Source organism: Butyrivibrio sp. FC2001, from assembly GCF_000424125.1.
Lineage (GTDB): Bacteria > Bacillota > Clostridia > Lachnospirales > Lachnospiraceae > Butyrivibrio.
On sequence record NZ_AUJH01000004.1, the window covers coordinates 217,525 to 234,923 of the forward strand.

Consider the following 17,399-nt stretch of genomic DNA (forward strand, 5'->3'; position numbering starts at 1 on the left):
TACTATAGGAAAAGGATAACAACTAAGTAGTGCTAAAGGGGATACAGAAAAAATGAAAACAGCAAATAGTAACAATTTAAGAAAAATCACTAAATTTATACTTATTGCTTTAATGATTCTTATATTAGCAGGCATTCTGATTATACTTTTTTTTAGAACTGCCAATTATATGCACCATAAGATGATGTACAAAGGTGGTGTAAATGAAACTACATATTTGGATATTAATGGACAGCAGCAATATGTATCGATGATGGGAGAGAACACATCGAATCCGGTGATTATCTATCTTCATGGAGGACCTTCTTCTCCGGATACATTTATAAGCTATTGTTTTTCAGATTACCTCACCGATGAATATACAGTTATTGCCTGGGATCAGAGAGGATGCGGAAGAACTTATTTTAAAAATGAAAAGACTGATCCTGATAATCAGACAGCCACCTTTGAACAGGCTTTGGAGGATTTGGACGTGCTTGTTTCTTACGCCTGCGACAGATTTGGACAGGAAAAAGTCATTATTATGGGACATTCTTATGGGACAGTTTTGGGAAGTGTCTATGCAAAGGCACATGCAGACAAGGTACAGGCATATATAGGAATTGGACAGCTGGTATCCCTGGCAGATGCTGATATGTACAGTTACGATGATGCCATGGAAAAAGCGATGGCTGCCGGAGATGATACTTCCGCTATGGAAAAAGCCTATGAAGAATATTGCCAGAATCCTGGGATTCCCAATTTGCTCTCACTTCGAAATCAAACTTCAATCTATCATCCTGTGGAAAAACATGCAGATCAGTTTGGATTGGCACTATTTTCTCCCTACGCAGGTATAGATGACTTGCGGTGGTTTTTATTCCAAATGGGAGATATTAATAAATATGTAGACAAGAACAAGCAACTCTTTGACTTTGTGCTCTCCTTTGATGCATGCAAGGAATCTATGGATTTTTCTATGCCGGTCTGCCTGATATCCGGCTCAGAGGACTGGGTGTGCCCTGTACAAAAAGCAGAGCAGTACCTTAAGGCTATCAGCGCTCCCATGAAGAAAATGTATAAACTGGAAGGATTCGGACACGATGCACATTGTGCAGATCCGGAGGAATTTGCAAAAGATGTGAAGGAGTTTTTGGATGGCTGCCATGAGATGTGAAGGATATCCTGATGGCTGCCTGTAATATGTGAAAGATTTCTTGGATGGCCAGAAAACTCTTGATGAATACGAGTGGTATATTGTTATATGAGAATGAGAGAAGGAAGCCCATTCTTATTTTGATTACGAATCAGACTGTCATTGCGTACTGATCGATTTTTAAACGACTTCAACTTCTCTATTAAATAAAAAAGGTGACCACACCAATATGTGATCACCTTTATCTATCAAAATAATTTTATTTGATTTCCATTAGTATTTAAATGTGAAGCTGTAGGATTCTCCTGTATTAACAACTGAGCCATCTGACTCTGTAACAGACAAAGTTGCATCAAGTGAGAAGTGGCTGATAGAACCCTTTACTGTACCGTCTTCGCTTGTAAAAAGTATATTATCACTGTCGGAGCCATCCTCAATTGTTCCATAGCCACGGAGCTCCTTAGAATCATCAATGTGAACCAGAACGTCATAGGAGCCGCCTTCCATGCCTTCTGTAATGATGAGATAGCTGTCTCCTGCATAATCACCGTAGTAGCCACAGGGTGTGTTATCCGGGAAAGAGAAGGTAACATCACCTATGATGTCAGCAAGGGTACTTGCAAGACTATAGGCATTTTCCTTGTAACGCATAGCTTCATTGTAGGCATAGACTGAAGAATAGATTGAGCCATCTACATATAAATAGCTCATCTTTTCAGCCATGGAGGGGACATACTTCTCCCAATTCTGATATTCCGTGAAAATACTGGGGTAGTTATCAGGATCCTTCTCCTGCAGTCTTGAAAGCAGGCTTAATGATTCTTCCTTCCATACCAATGTACCCCATTGACTAAGCCAGTTCATGGCGGCCTGGTCAGGCGCATTCATTCTAAGCTCGTCATACTTATTGTATATCTCGTTTACGCTTGCCAGCTCATCTGAAAGTGAATCTGAAACAGCACCCTCTATTTCGCTTTTGATCTGAGCTGAGTAATCCTCGGCTAATTCTGTGCTGGAAGCTTCGTCTGTTCCATCCGCCTCGGCTGTTCCAGCATTTGCTGTATCTTGTGCTGGTGCATCTTTCTTGGATGCTTCATCTGCCAAATCTTCTGGAGTTGTTGCTTCGCCTTCCGATCCCTCTTCGGTTGCAGAAGCTGTCTGCTCGTTTGTATCAATTTTCTCAAATAGTGTATTGTCGCTTGCCGGAACGGCAGCCTCGTTAGAACATCCCCCTAGCAACATCGCTGCTGCAATAATTGATAGTGCAAATCTTTTTTCCAAAATGATTCCTCCTATAAACTTTTTTCTTTTAAAAAGAAGAATTTACCACATAAAACCAAAAGCGTCCACCAAGAAGATGGCTTTGTCCAGGGACTTTTGTATACCCATATTACATTGCAAAAAATATAGATGAGATTCATAGGTGAAATGTTACAAAAATGCGAGCCCTTTCAACCATGGGCCACATTTTAAGTCAAATAGACGTAACCTTTCACGAATTACAGACTACAATTTTCATTCCCTTTGCACCAGAATGCTTTCTAAGCATAAAACTGAATGAACTTTTTCAGGGATAAAAGTATAAAGGAAGATATTTAAATTCTTTTATGCTTGCTTTTTTCATCCGGAATTCTTCTATATTTGTTTATTGGCGTAACACAAACGAAATTGCGTCAACTTTTATATCTGGGCACTACGTCGATTTATACTATTTTTCTCCAACAGGTTGAACCCGTCCCCAACGCACATGTCCTCATTCTGGTTGTATAATTATCCAAGTCAACAAAGAGACATTGACACCGTATGATTAAGAGGAGAAAATGAAGATATCCACGTAAACCAGTAGCGACGTTATCTATTGGAGGTGAAATTCATGAAAATTCTCGAAGATAAGATTCTAAAAGAAGGCAAAGTATTCCCCGGTAATGTTCTTAAAGTTGATAGCTTCCTAAATCACCAGATTGATGTTGAACTCATCGATAGATTGGGTGAGGTTTTTTATGAAAAATACAAGAATAAGAATATTACCAAGGTGCTGACTATAGAGGCATCGGGAATTGCGATAGCCTGCGCAACGGCGAGGTTCCTGGAGGTTCCGGTGGTCTTTGCCAAGAAGACCCAGAGCCTGAATATCGGAAATGATGTCTATGTAACCAGGGTTAGCTCCTTTACTCATGACAGAGACTATGATGTGACGGTTTCAAGGAATTATCTTACGAAGGAGGATATTGTTCTTCTGGTAGATGATTTTATGGCGATTGGCAATGCCATGAAGGGACTTATTGAGATATGTGATCAGGCGGGAGCAGGGATTGCAGGTATCGGAATCTGCATTGAAAAGGGCTTCCAGAAGGGCGGTGCCGATCTCAGGCAGATGGGCTATGATGTAACTTCACTTGCAATAGTAGATGGAATGGAGGATGACGGAACAATTTACTTCAGAGAGCAGGAGGAATAATTAACGATTTTTTATTTTAAATTCAGCGTTTTTTAATAATTGGTATGTGTGAATTAACGTATCATTATTAGCAGAAGGACTTAAAAGAAAAGTTCAAATGAAGGAGGTCAAAATGAACAGAAAACTATTGTCTTTTTGCATGGCGCTGGTTCTTACTGCGACTTTAGCTGTACCTACCAGGATGGTTACAAAGGCTGAAGTGGATGATACAGAAAGTGCTGTATCTGAAAATGTTATTTCTGAAAATTCAGGGTCCACCTATATAGTAAAAAAGGGAGATTATCTTGAGAAAATCGCCAAGGAGCAGCTTGGTGACAGCAAGAGATGGAAAGAGATCTACGAGCTTAACAAAGATCAGATAAAGAATCCCAGCATGATAAGAGAAGGCATGGAATTAAAGCTTTCAGCAGATAGCGAAGATGCCGAAGTTAAAGAGGATGCTGCGGAAGAGAAGACTGAAAAGGTCGAAAAGACTGAAGAAGCCAAGGACGAGAAGGTAGAGGAGTCCGAGGAAGAGAAGAAGGACGAAAAGGCTGAGGAAGCCAAGGACGATAAAGAAGAAAAGGACGAGAAGGTAGAGGAGTCCAAGGAAGAGAAGAAGGACGAAAAGGCTGAGGAAGCCAAGGACGATAAAGAAGAAAAGGACGAGAAAGCAGAAGAGTCCGAGGAAGAAGATAAGGAAGAGGCAGAAGCCGCAGAAGAAGAGGGCGAAGAAGATAAGGAAGAATCAGCCGAATCTGAGCTTCAGTACTGGGCTGAGGATTCACCTGTAGCTGCAGCGATCGTTGAGTACGTTAAGGACGTTACAGATGAGGATTCTGCTAATTATATCCCTGTTGAGGATAGAATCGCTGTTTTCGATATGGATGGTACATTAATCGGTGAATTATATCCTTCATATTTTGAGTACATGCTGTTCATTCACAGAGCGCTCTACGATGAGAATTATAAGGCTCCCGCTGATATGAAGGAGTTCGCACAGGCGCTTGAAAAGGGCATATACGATGGTAAGCTTCCTGAGGGCAATGAGCTTAAGCATGCGAATTTCGCAGGTGCTGCTTACGCCGGAATGACTCCGCAGGAGCTTAAGGATTATGCCAAGGAGTTTATGAAATCTGAGGCTGATGGCTTCACCAACCTGACAAGGGGAGAGGCTTTCTATAAGCCGATGGTATCACTTGTTGAGTATCTGGATGAACATGATTTCCAGTGCTACATCGTAAGTGGTTCAGACAGAACAGTCTGCAGAGCTATTATCAAGGATACGCTTCCGATTCCTGAAAACAGGGTTATCGGCATGAGCTACACCATGGTTGCATCAGGCCAGGGCGATACTGACGGACTTGAATATGTTTATTCTGAGGATGATGATGTGATCCTTGGCGGAGAGCTTATCATCAAGACCATAAAAATGAACAAGGTTAGCGCTATTGAGCAGGAAATAGGCAAGGTTCCGGTTCTTTCATTCGGAAACAGCTCAGGTGACGTTTCAATGGCACAGTATGTTGTGAATAACGACATGTACGAGAGCAGAGCATTTATGGTTCTGTGTGATGACCTTGAGCGTGAGCATGGAAACATGGATAAGGCAGACAGCATGAAGAAGACATGCCTTGAGCGTGGATTTATGCCTATTTCCATGAAGGATGACTTCGGAACGATATATGGCGACGGCGTTGAGGCAGTGCCATATGGCGAAGAGGAAGCAGAGGAGGATGCAGCGGGCTGATAGGAGTAGCCTAAAAAGCGCGAAAATTCAATAAAAACGGCATTAAGCCGGGTAGTACTAGTAAGGATTTACTAAGTATTACCCGGCTTTACTAATGAAAAGGTTACAAAATGGCTTTTGTTTGGGACGAAAAAAATGGTATATTGGATAGCGTATGAAAAAAGCTTAGGAGGAAGACTGGAATGAAAGACAAGAAAATTATTAAGCATCGAATATTAGACCATAATTATGGTTTTGGGATAGTATTGCTCACGGTATTGGCGTTTATACTGATGCAGATATTCGGAGGGGTGATAGGATCCATATTTGGATTTTTGACTGTATTTGTAGATTATACCAAAGTGATTTCTATGAATACGCTGATGACAATTATCACTGTTGTAGCTGCATTTCTTATGCTGGCGCTTCACAAGAGATGGTTCTATCCGGAGTTCGAAGGGAACCTGAAAACCAGCAATAATCTCGGAAGATGGCTATTGATAACCTTAGGAATCCTTTTGCTGATCGTTGTTCCGGATGCTATTGCTATGGTGGTAAACGGAAAACCATTTGCAGCGCCTACATTAACGTCTGTTTGCACTTCTTTAGTGGCAGGTACTAGCGAAGAGGTAGCTTTTAGAGGCGTTCCCGGATCATACGGTATGAGACAGATAAACGAAGGTAAAAAGATTCCGGTTGTAATGCTTATTACATCAGTACTGTTTTCACTTATGCATGCTACCAATCTGTTTGCAGGAGCATCACCATCAGCTACGCTTGTTCAGCTGGTTACAACCCTGGGAATGGGAGCTTTATTCTGTGCTATATATCTTAGAAGTGGCACAATTATTACCGCAATGATGCTCCATTTCCTATACGATGTATATGCCCTGATGAATGCAGAGGCTGTAAGTGAGACCGGTATTATGGTTAATGGTGTGACAAAGACGGATGTCATAGCCAATCTGATACTTTTTGTACTGGAGATGCTCGTGGTATGTTTTCTGCTTCGTAAGTCCGTATGGGATGAGGTTATGGCCCTTTGGAGCAAAAAGTGGAATAAGCAGTAATACCAAGGTCACTTATATCATATAAAAAAGAAAAAAGAGAAGGCTGCAATACAGGATAATATCACTACAGATATTATCCCCGTGGCTTTCTCTTTTACTGTTTCTATATCAAAATATCGGTTGTTAAATTTAATGGTGTCTACAGTTTTGGGTACAGCTTTCCCTATAAAAGCTTTTTTCACAGAACTATTATAGCGCATGGCTTTTCCTCCCACAAAAAACATTAAATGAATAATACATACAACATCTAGTGTCCTTTTATGAGAGTATACACCACATATATAAAATATTTATAAACTGTCTGGGAAAAGTTTATGAAAAAGGGGTGTTGCAGATATAGCCTGGCTTATATAATAATTGTAATAAAAGGAGACAGACAAATGCATGACTTGCTTTTGGCAGCAATCATTATAAGTATATTTGGCATGTTTTTTGAGGGATTCATTGTTTTCAGAAATCTCAAGAATAAACTGCATGCATACCTTTTTCTTAACTGTATAGTGATGCTGGTAAATAATACTGGGTATTTATTACAGCTGTTATCTAAAACAGAGGATGAGTATATCGCTGCGCTGAAATTCTCTTATGCCGGCAGAGTGTGGATCCTTTTCTCTCTGTTCATGTTTTCAGCGGAGTTTTGTCATATAAATGTTCCGAAGCTATTTGTGAGGGGATACATTCTTTTTAATGTCCTGGTTTACGCATCGGTGTTTACGCTGGAGGACCATAATCTGTATTATTCCAAGAAATGGTTTGATAAGGATGGGCTTTTCCCTGTTCTTTTGCATAGGGACGGCATTATACATCAGGTGTATATCCAGTTTCAGGTGGTGGTTATCATCGTCGTCTTTTTCTGGCTGTTTAAGGGGCTGCGGAATAATAAAGGAAAAATTGCCAAAAATCGTACAATGATCATAATTGCCGGCTTCCTAATTGAGTCGGCGCTGTTTATATGCCAGATCATGCATGTATTCTTTGTTACCTATTTCTTTGATATCTCAGTATTCGGAAATGTCGCAGTAACAATTTCCATGTTCATAGCTATTTTCAGATATAATCTGCTGGGAATTATAGATATGGCAAGGGAATATATCGTGGACAGGCTCTCTGAAGGTGTTATAGCTGTAGATTCCGAGGGAGGGCTGCAGTATTACAACGAGCATGCCAAGGAGCTTTATCCGGAGATCAACAAGGACCCTGCAGGCGTTGTGGACAAGCTGAAGGAAGCCATTGTAAAGGGAGAAACCATAATTATTGGCGACAGATTTTTCGCACCTGAGGAAAAGGAGCTGTTTGCGGAAGGTGAAGTCATTGGTAAGCTGTATGCTCTGGTAGACACAACGGTTCTTAAGCAAAGGGAGTATAAGCTGAAGGCTGATGCCGCTATTCTTGAAATGGCAGCAAATGGAATGAGAGAGCGCCTTAGCGCTACTGAAGAGATTTTAAGTCAGGACAGGACTATGCGACACGACAGGAGGCATTTTGAAGCGCTTATTCTGTCCCTGATTCAGGATGGTAAGGTGGATGAAGCGAGAAAATGCCTTGAGGAGCGTTTGTCCCAGGAGCCGCGTTCCAGCCAGCGATATTGTGAGAATGCGACCGTTAATGCAGCAATTATGCACTATGTAACAGTGGCGGAGCGAAAAAATATAAGGGTGAAGGTGGCTACGAATATTCCTTATAATCCCGGAGTTGATGAGATGCAGCTTGCTATCGCAATCTGTAACCTATTGGAGAACGCTATTCACGCCTGCGAAAAATTGCCGGAAAATGAGCGATTTCTTGAGCTTACAGCCAAGTACAAAGAGCAGCTTCTGCTGGAGATAGTTAATTCCTGTGATGGAAAAACAGAGCTCAATGAAGAAGGATACCCTGTCACAACCGAGGTAGGACACGGTATCGGAACCAGAAGCGTTCTCGACTTTGTTCAGAAGACAAACAGCGTGATCCGCTTCATTGCTGAGGATAATCAGTTTAAAGTGCAAATGATAATAGGCTAAAGAATAAGCAGATCAGTTCCTGCTATTAAATGACAAATCTCCCTCGATGATTCCTGTATTTTCAGCGAAAGTGCAGGAAACACCGGGAATCGCATTCTTAATAAGAGAAATGCTAATGGGGTCACCCTGCGTAAGGGCATCAAAATCGCTGCCGGTGTAGGTGGCCTTCAGGTGCATTTTTCCTTCTGCTTCAAGATATTCAAAATCGAACTGTACGTCCGTTTCCCCATGGAAATGCTCCATGAGAATGGATACGCCAAGCTCCTCGATAACAGTTATCATCTTATGAATTATAGAATTATCCAGGACGTGTTTATGTCCGAAGGTCTCTATCTGCGTAAGAGCACCGGGATAATCGAAGCTTGTTCCATTGACTATAATAGTCAACACCTTCAAATGACCGATAAATCTGCGGGTGCTGTCCTTCTGGGGATTAAGGAATATCTGCTCCGGAGTTCCCTCTTCGCAAATTACTCCCTGATCCAGGTAAAATACGCGATTTGCTACATCCTTGGCAAATTTCATCTCATGAGTGACGATCATCATGGTCATGCCGCTCTGGGCAAGCTTGCGGATTACGGACAAAACCTCGCCTATTGTGGTTGGATCCAGAGCTGATGTGGGCTCGTCGAACAGAATCATTTCAGGATCCATGGCGAGCTGTCTGGCGATGGCGATTCGCTGCTGTTGGCCACCTGAGAGCATGGCGGGATAGCGCAGAGCCTTTTCAGCAAGGCCTACCTTCTCAAGTATCTCCATGCTGTACATGAAGGCGTCCTCTGTAGATCTGTGTAGCAGCTCAACCTGCGCCAGCATGATATTTTCTACGATAGTCAGATGTGAAAACAGGTAAAATGACTGGAATACCATTCCGACCTTTCTTCGCAGCTTATTAAGGTCGTAACCGGAAGCAAGGATACTTTCTCCTTCAAAAAGGATTTCTCCATTTGTGGCAGGGATGAGGTGATTCAGCATATTCAAAAAGGTGCTCTTTCCTGTGCCGGAAGGGCCAATTATGGAGATAACATCGCCTTTCCGTATATTACAACTGATATCCTTGATCGGGGTTGAGGTTCCGAAGTTTTTCTCAAGGTGGCTTATATGGTAGAGAACGGGTTTATCCTCTTCATTGGAAACAGGCAGGCCAAAGGACGGGGCCTTAAGCCTACCGGCAGCCCTGTCATCAAGGAGCTTTTGTATTTTCTTAATGTTTCTGGTTTTAGGTTGTACCAGCTTTTCAAGCTTACCCAGAAGCGCAATAAGGATCACTGACAATAAGAAATAGATAATCGCCGTCAATATCAGCGGGAAAAATGCTTCATAGGTGCGGCTTCGAATAATATCAGATGCTCTTGTAAGATCCATAAGGGATATGTATCCTGCTACAGAAGTCAGCTTTACGAGAGCTATAAATTGCCCTGTATAGACAGGTAAAATGTTTATCATTGCCTGAGGAAGAATGACCTTCATAAAGCCGTGGGCAGGGCCAAAACCGATTGCGGTGGCTGCTTTTGCCTGGCCTTCAGGCACAGCATCGATGCCTTTTCTGAATATTTCCGAAGTATAAGCAGAAAAATCCAGAGAAAAGCCTATGACACATACCCAGAATGCAGGGAAATTCTTGCTTGTGAAGATAAGATAGTTAAGAACAAGAAGAAGTACAACAATGGGAGTTCCCCTAAATATGCGGATGTAGGTATCAGCTATAACATTCGTAATGGATTTATTGCACATGCGAAGATAGCAGACCAGAGCTCCAAGTATGGTTCCGAATAATCCACTTAAAGCAGAAAGCTCCAGCGTGACTAAAAGACCAGAAAGAAGGAGCTTCCACCGGTCCTCACGTATAAAGTTCTTTATAAAGCTTTCCTTTATGGCTGTGAAAATATCCACTGAATCCTCTGAATTTGCGCCATCTGCAGGGTTTCTGAGCACAACGACGACAGAGGTGCCCTCATAAGTGGGTTCAGCGAAATATACACTTTCAGCGCGTTCTTCAGTATAGGCAATACCACCACATGCCAGATCACATTTTCCTGTGGATATGGCTGGGAGGATAGAGTTGAAGTTCATCTGTTTAAAATCGAGACCATAGCCTTTTTCCTTGGCGAAGCGAATCAGGAAATCAACATCGATTCCGACAAGCTTACCATCCTGAATATAAGAAAAAGGGACTGATGTTGGTTCTACAGCTACCAAAAGAGTACCATTAGAGGCCTCGAGTGTGGAAAGATCCTGTAATTGCTTTTTTGCAGTGTTTGTACCCATCCATGTGCTTACAATCTCATCGTAGGTTCCATTAGCTTTCTGTTCTCGTATGTAATCACTGTATTTATCGCAGAGAGTTTTCCCGTCAGCTGTTTTGGGGAAAACAGAACCTCCTTTCATAACATTGGATATAGGTTCATCAAGGGCAATAATCTCAGGGTTTTCAGCCGCTATAGTCCAGGCAATAACATCAGTATCTGCATAAGCATCTATTTTACCTGTGATTAGAGCTTCACGAATGTCACTGGTGGAATCATATAGAACAAGCTCAGCCTCCGGAAGGCGGTCTCTGACATGGATAGCTTCAATGCTTCCTGTTAGTGCACCTATCCGCTTATGCTCAAGCTCGGAAAGAGAGGTGTAATACTGCGTATTTTCTTCATTTTTGCTGCCACAGCCGCTAAGCATAAGAAATAAAGCCAGCAGAACCGGCATGAAAATGCGCATTTTTTTGAAAAGTACAGAACTTGTCATATCGCCCACCTCATATAAAACCCTATATAAATTTTATAATCAGAGGTGGGGAGACACAAAGAAAGTTTCTGTAAACAATTTAGAATGTTTTAATTATGTTTTTTACTGTATGCAATCTGTTTGAAAAGGTTGTAGATACCACTTTTTATGGCATTGTTATCATGATCGGCACCATTTATCTCATACCAGATGTGGTCAGCACCATTGGCTTCAAGGAGGTCATGGTATGATTTAGGGAAGGTTCCAACCACGGAATCCTTTGTACCACAGCAGATTATAAAGATATCAGGTGTTATTGCGCCGTTTGCAAATTTCATTTCGCTTTCCTGTATCTGGCCGGGATGAGTCATGAAATTATCATGTGAAGGCACGATACCTGGAGCGGAAGATATAGCGCAAACATATCCAAATAGCTCAGGTCTCTGCAGGGTGATGAAAATTGTCTCACGACCACCCATTGAAAAGCCTGCGAGATAGGTGTTTTCTCTGCCTGTAAGGACGGAATATTCGCTCTCTATATGAGGCATCAGGTCGTTTACCAGATCATTGATGAAATTATCGTAGGGCAGGCATGCTTCTGCATCAAAAGCAGGCTTCTGGTCCGGATCAGAGGATGCATACATGTTGGGGCAGACGATGATGGTCTCATCAATAAGGCCATCTGCTGCGAAATTACCTACGATTTCCTTTAGCTTATTTGCAGGATCATTGGAAAAAGAGTACTCATCTCCAAAAATTCCATGAAGCAGGTAAAGAACTGGATACTTCTTGTCCTCGCTATAATCTGCAGGAAGAAGGATACTGTAGCCTCTTTCAAGGCCGCAGGTCTCTGAATAGTAGGTATTATGGGTGAATTCCCCATATTTTACGTCGGAACGAGTCATGGTGAAGGCTGCGGGGCAACGCTCCTCAATTTCATCATTAAGGACGTACTCCTCATTATCAGTGCTGTTCTCGGCTGCAACGTCATTTTCAGGTGTTTCTTCCTCGGTTGCTATACCTGATGCAAAGGAACTCTTGTCCTCTGCAGTTATCTCATCATTTGTAACAGTGCTATTTTCAGTAGCTATACTCATTGTAGTCTCCTCCTTTGCACCACAGCCCGCTGAGCCAAGTAAAATAGCCAGGGACAGGGTAGCAACTAAAACTTTTTTCATTAATCTATTCTCCCAAAACGTGTCTGAACGCGAATAATTACATTATAACGATGAAGATTGGCATATTCTATTCAGAAAGAGACCCTTTTACGCTCATAAATTGCGGATTAGTTCATTAATATTTGTTGTGGACCTTTTCAGCAAAGCACATCATATCCTTAACCTCTATGACTGTTTCGTCATCAAGTATCGCTTTTCCGCTCATTCTTCCAAATACCTGATGCTGGTCGGAGACGATTATCTTGTAGTCAAGGCAGGCAGCACGGTCCAGAACGGGCACAAAATCCATCTCAAATCTTCCGTCAGAGGATGTGAAGGTCCATGGATTCATGTAGCTGCTATCAGGAATATGGAACTCTATATCGTCAAGTTTATGGACTTTTCCGTTATAAAAAATCACGTTTTCAGTTGCAGCGCTGGTGTTTCCAAAGCCGTAGCCGATGTTGAATCCAAAGGAATTTCCATCTATGTCTGTGTTACCTGAACCCCAATACCAGGTGTTATCGTAAGTCCATACGCCGCGGCCCCAGTCAAGGGTTCCAAAGTCTGTAGCGGGATTGAACTCATATCTTTTTCCATCGTATTCCATGTATCCCGAAGCGCGCATGGTGTTGATTTTCTGATTGTAATAAAATGCGTGCTTTTGGTCCCAGGGAGTGGCGATTACCATGGTATCCATGGAGGGCTGCTGTAAAGTAATATCGCAGTCGAAGGGCTTTCCCGCATTAAAATTCTCAAAATGGCAGGTTATATGCCGTTTTCCATCGGTGACTTCAAACTTCATCTGCAGGCGGTTGTCCGCATATTCAGTTGTTCCGCCAGCTGAAGAAGAGGGGAGATGGAGCTTTCCCAGAGGAAATGCATTCAGTACAGTTTCTGTGTGCTCCCAGGGAGAATCCCCAAAGGTAAGGAGAGATACTGACTGAAGCCCGATATATCCGTCATCTGATATGGTAAAAGCCCCTGCGAAGGAATCTGAAAGTACAAGATAGTAGTCCCATTCCTTTATTCGCCATTTTGGAGCCCTGATCATGGACCTGTTATAGTCCTGAACAAGACTTCTGGACCAGCCGGGCTCTGTGAGCTCGCCCTCACTTCCAAGAAGCGGGTGGTGGGTTGTAACCTCGTGATTCCTGCTCATTTATGTGGTTCCTCCTTGATATGGGGATGTTTTTGAAAAACGTAAGCTTAATAGCTGATATATAAATAGTACCACTTACTGCGACTTAGGGAAACGCGATGTGGTAAAATAGTGGTAGCTTCGGTAATCCTTCAGGAGGAAAACTATGTATAACGAATCTGATATAAATGAGATAGTTAATCAGCAGAGAGCCTTTTTCAGAACAGGAAAAACACTTGATATTGAATTTAGAATAAGGCAGCTCCAGAGGCTTAAGAAAGCAGTTTTAAGGCATCAGGAGGATATAGAAAAGGCGCTTAATATGGACCTTGGCAGAGCTCCGCTTGAGGCGTATTTTTGCGATATTGGAAGCCTTATCCTTGAGATAGATGAGACTATAAAGGGTATCAGAAGGTGGGCGAGACAGGAGACGCATTTTAGCGGACTTCACTGCTTTCCCAGCATGATCACTAAGGTCTATAAGATGCCCTATGGAGTATCACTTATAATAAGTCCCTTCAATTTCCCAATTCTGCTGTCGCTGGGAGTACTGACTGCAAGCATAGCAGGGGGAAATACCGCTGTTATAAAGGCAAGCTCCAAATCGCCTGCCTGTACAGAGCTATTAAAGGGACTTATAAGGGAAATTTTTCCTCCAAAATATGTGACAGTGATTGATGGTGGGCATGATGTCGCTGATATGTGCCTGGCACAGCGGTTTGACAAGATTTTCTATACAGGTTCACCTAAGGTTGGAGTACACGTGCTGCAGGAAGCGGCTAAGAATCTCACCTCCACCGCGCTGGAGCTTGGCGGAGAGACCGGTAACTGGTGCATTATAAGGAAAGACGCCGATCTTAAGGATGCAGCCCGGAAAATTGCATTTTTCAAGATGCTTAATGCGGGGCAGATATGCATAAATATCAATCAGATAGCCGTTGCGGAGGAAGTGAGTGAGGCGTTTATAAAGGAGCTTAAAGCTGCTTTCAAAAAGCAGATAGGAGATGATCCGGTAAATAATTCCGAGTATCCAAAGCTCATAAACAGCGGTGCTTACGATAAATGCAGGGATATTGCTGAGAAGTACAAAGATAGGATCGTGTTTGGAGGAACCGGCAACAGAGAAAGCCTTAAGTTTGCGCCGACAGTCATATATCCGGTGGATATAGATGAAGATATCGTGCAGAGGGAGCTGTTTTGCCCGCTTTTACCGGTTGTTACCTATAAAGATAGTGAGATTGATGCGGTTCTTCGCACTATTTCCGAGAGGGAAGCGGGGCTTGCTCTTTATATATTCACTGAGGACGTGAAGTGGGCAGAGGGTGTGATGCAGCGCATGCAGTTTGGCGGCGGCTGTATAAACGAAGTATGCCTGCACATGATGGTAAAGGGCGTTCCCTTCAATGGTGTAGGCCACTCCGGAATAGGCGCTTATCATGGCAAGTGGGGATTTGCAGAATTTACGCATCCGACCTCGGTTTTAATTGGTTCTAGCAGATTTAATCTGCCACTTAGAGAGCATCCCTATGACGGAAGACTTAAAAAACTGCTCATAAAGCTGTTTGAGAGGTAATACGTGGGATTTTATGTTTTTTTCACAGTTTTTTCCGTTTGAGTTCCTTGTAAATGGGGGTCTGCGGTTTTAGAATCTAGATAAATTACTTCAAATATTAGACAAAGTGAGGGTTTTTCATGAATATTTGGCAAAAGAGTTTTATCGACAGATTCTATAACAGCAAATTACCAAAGGATCAGATAGGAATTCTTCAGTTTGATCTTCTGGGACAGATAAAGGACAACGTGATAGTTCACATGCCGGCATACGAAGGTGTTAACGGTCATGTAGATGCAAGAGACGTTGTCTATGAGGTTTACGTTGACAAGTGCGATATGCCAAACGGCATTATTTCAGCAACTGTCCTGGCCGGAAACCTGTATCGCTGGAATAAGCTGGGATATAAGATTGAGACAGAGTCTGTGGAAAACAGATATCAGTCAGCGTAAATGACTGGATTTTGAACTGAAAATTTGGATTTGAAACGTGTGGAGCGGGTTCCAAGGAACCCGCTCCAATTTATTCTATATATTAATTATCCTGCATATACCTGCCCAGTGAAGCAATCATCGAGTAAAAGTGAATCCTCCGTTCCTTCACTAGAATTAAGCTCCATCCTACCGGCCTCGCCTTCCTTAATCATTATTCGATAGATTCCGGAGGCGCCCTCTTCCTTCAGATCAAGGTAGGTAGAACCGTCACTTCTGTAAGGGGTAACCATGTCGCCTTTTTTTATAGTATCCGGCTCACCCTTCGCAGCGTCATCATCCTCGAAATAATAGCAGGCGATATCCTTAGTTGCTGCAATATATGGCTCTCTTGATCCCAGATAGTATCTATATTCCTCGAGTGGCTCAGGGAGTCCTTTGTTACCCAGCTTGCATTTCTGTGTATAGCCCTGAGTACCCAGTATATAATCCGTCTTACATACAAGGAACTCATCCAGATCTGTAGGATAGATAGTTTCAGGATCGCCATTGTCATTATACTTTGTGAAAAGTATTGCCCCATCCAGATAATCAACTAATTCAAACTTATTTCCATCAAAGGAATAAACAACCATAGCTCTGTAATCGCTATCTGTCAGGTACTGAGCATACAGATACTGCTTGTCACCACCTGGTCGAAACCAGAAGCATTTGAAGCCATCCATAATGAATGCATACGCTTCATCGATTTTGGGAAGATCATAATCCTTGCCATCAAAGCTGAGAGTAAGGGTATTAAAGTAGTAGGCATCGTCCTGGGTGCACTTCACCTCGATGTGCTTAGGATCGCCATTGCCGTCAAGATCGGCATTTAGCTCTCCGGAAGGATCTCCTGAGAGTGTAAAATACGTAATTTGGTCCGAAATCTTAGAAGGTATATATTCCTCATCAATATCGTAATTGTTGTAATTATCAAAAAGAGTGATTTCAAGCTGCGGAGCCTTCTGAGCGTCAAGATAGGCCCAAAACTTATTAGCGGTATCAGGGTCAGCCTCTTCTGAAAGGTCTATTTCTGCAGCCCCTTCTTTATTGGTGTAGTATTTGATATCTCCACTATCTCCGTCGGTAAAGTAGAAATCCTCCCACTCACTTTGGGTACCATCCTTACTAAGGTGATAGATTCCAAAATATGTAGCATCTGTGCCGCCTGATCCCAAATAACCGAATCTGTTATCTCCGATCCAGGAATGGGAGCTGCGAGCCCATCCATCTATGGTCATGTTGATGTCACCATCTTTTCTCGTATAAATACCATAAATCAGGCTGTTAGAAGATGTATCGTCATCATCTCCATTATCAACGATCAGAAGCTCAGCAAAGCCATCGCCACTTACATCATCTATACGGTAGCCTACAGTTTGAAGGACATTGTTGTCAGGGTCATACATGATCCTTTCCAACAAACCTGAAGGAACATAAGATGTGGGATGATCTGAATCTACACCTGCTATCATAGTATTTAAAATCTCATCAAGCACAGGCTTATAGAAGCTTTCATAGTTAAAATCATCGGATACTGGCTCATCTTCGGACTTAGTATCATCCTTCGCCTGATCGGCTACCCCGCTGGCACCTTCATCCGGCGCTTTATCAGCATTTGCAGTATCGCTAACCTTAACGGTTTCCTGCACCTCCTCTGTTTCTTCTGTAGTTTTGCCGCTATTAGCGGTATCCACAGAGCTGTCAGTTTTCCCACCGCAGCCACACAACATAGCCGCAGCAAGCGTTACGCTCGTAACTTTCATGAAAAAATGTTTTTTAACCATATTCCCCTCCAAGAAAATGAATATGACTTCACACCGTCATAATTATAGCGCACGTGTTTTGCAACAAAATACCCCTAAAGGGGGTTAATATAATAAATTTTTTATAAAATTTATCCCTTAAAAAATATTTAAAATCCTTCAACTTTATTAGTTTTGCTTAAGGTTATTTTGGCAAAGTAATTGAGAGGAAAAAAATGAAA

The 17,399-nt window shown here is 42.3% G+C and carries 11 protein-coding genes and 2 pseudogenes; 7 read left to right on the forward strand and 6 right to left on the reverse strand.

Going from position 1 to position 17,399, the window contains the following annotated elements; translation table 11 throughout:
• Positions 1 to 169 precede the first annotated feature (169 nt).
• Positions 170 to 1,156, forward strand: a complete 987-nt coding sequence (locus G601_RS0103025) for an alpha/beta fold hydrolase (RefSeq protein WP_207638009.1) — start codon at positions 170 to 172, stop codon at positions 1,154 to 1,156.
• 252 nt (positions 1,157 to 1,408) lie between these two features.
• Here G601_RS0103025 and G601_RS0103030 read toward each other — a convergent pair whose 3' ends face one another.
• Positions 1,409 to 2,416: a hypothetical protein gene (locus G601_RS0103030; protein WP_026664439.1), complete on the reverse strand. Its 1,008-nt coding sequence runs from the start codon at positions 2,414 to 2,416 to the stop codon at positions 1,409 to 1,411.
• A 592-nt stretch (positions 2,417 to 3,008) separates the two neighbouring features.
• Between G601_RS0103030 and G601_RS0103035 the strand changes: the two genes are divergently transcribed.
• The 4 genes from G601_RS0103035 to G601_RS0103060 all read left to right on the forward strand — a co-directional run bounded on the left by G601_RS0103035 (position 3,009) and on the right by G601_RS0103060 (position 8,371).
• Positions 3,009 to 3,593 (forward strand): xanthine phosphoribosyltransferase, encoded by a 585-nt coding sequence (locus G601_RS0103035; protein WP_026664440.1) that lies wholly within the window; start codon positions 3,009 to 3,011, stop codon positions 3,591 to 3,593.
• Positions 3,594 to 3,705: 112 nt separating this feature from the next.
• Entirely contained in the window at positions 3,706 to 5,322 is a 1,617-nt protein-coding gene (locus G601_RS24620) for a haloacid dehalogenase-like hydrolase (RefSeq protein ID WP_196808793.1), read from the forward strand.
• Between the two features lie 182 nt (positions 5,323 to 5,504).
• Positions 5,505 to 6,371, forward strand: a complete 867-nt coding sequence (locus G601_RS0103050) for a CPBP family intramembrane glutamic endopeptidase (protein WP_026664441.1) — start codon at positions 5,505 to 5,507, stop codon at positions 6,369 to 6,371.
• Positions 6,372 to 6,751: 380 nt separating this feature from the next.
• Positions 6,752 to 8,371, forward strand: a complete 1,620-nt coding sequence (locus tag G601_RS0103060; protein ID WP_026491818.1) for an ATP-binding protein — start codon at positions 6,752 to 6,754, stop codon at positions 8,369 to 8,371.
• A 402-nt stretch (positions 8,372 to 8,773) separates the two neighbouring features.
• Here the strand turns inward: G601_RS0103060 and G601_RS27405 are convergent.
• The 4 genes and pseudogenes from G601_RS27405 to G601_RS0103075 form a co-directional block, all read right to left on the reverse strand.
• Positions 8,774 to 9,514, reverse strand: a pseudogene (locus tag G601_RS27405) (amino acid ABC transporter ATP-binding protein); the annotation flags it as partial.
• A 99-nt stretch (positions 9,515 to 9,613) separates the two neighbouring features.
• Positions 9,614 to 11,113 (reverse strand): annotated as a pseudogene (locus G601_RS27410) (ABC transporter permease subunit); the annotation flags it as partial.
• 89 nt (positions 11,114 to 11,202) lie between these two features.
• A complete protein-coding gene (locus G601_RS21700) occupies positions 11,203 to 12,270 on the reverse strand; it encodes an alpha/beta hydrolase-fold protein (protein ID WP_051205526.1) in 1,068 nt (355 codons plus the stop codon).
• 115 nt (positions 12,271 to 12,385) lie between these two features.
• Complete coding sequence (locus G601_RS0103075) at positions 12,386 to 13,411, reverse strand: DUF2804 domain-containing protein (RefSeq protein ID WP_026664443.1); 1,026 nt, start codon at positions 13,409 to 13,411, stop codon at positions 12,386 to 12,388.
• A gap of 145 nt (positions 13,412 to 13,556) precedes the next feature.
• Between G601_RS0103075 and G601_RS0103080 the strand changes: the two genes are divergently transcribed.
• Together G601_RS0103080 and G601_RS0103085 are read left to right on the forward strand one after the other, a co-directional pair.
• Entirely contained in the window at positions 13,557 to 14,963 is a 1,407-nt protein-coding gene (locus G601_RS0103080; RefSeq protein ID WP_026664444.1) for an aldehyde dehydrogenase family protein, read from the forward strand.
• A gap of 119 nt (positions 14,964 to 15,082) precedes the next feature.
• Positions 15,083 to 15,394 (forward strand): hypothetical protein, encoded by a 312-nt coding sequence (locus G601_RS0103085; RefSeq protein ID WP_026664445.1) that lies wholly within the window; start codon positions 15,083 to 15,085, stop codon positions 15,392 to 15,394.
• Between the two features lie 86 nt (positions 15,395 to 15,480).
• Here G601_RS0103085 and G601_RS0103090 read toward each other — a convergent pair whose 3' ends face one another.
• Positions 15,481 to 17,199: a hypothetical protein gene (locus tag G601_RS0103090; RefSeq protein WP_026664446.1), complete on the reverse strand. Its 1,719-nt coding sequence runs from the start codon at positions 17,197 to 17,199 to the stop codon at positions 15,481 to 15,483.
• Positions 17,200 to 17,399 lie beyond the last annotated feature (200 nt).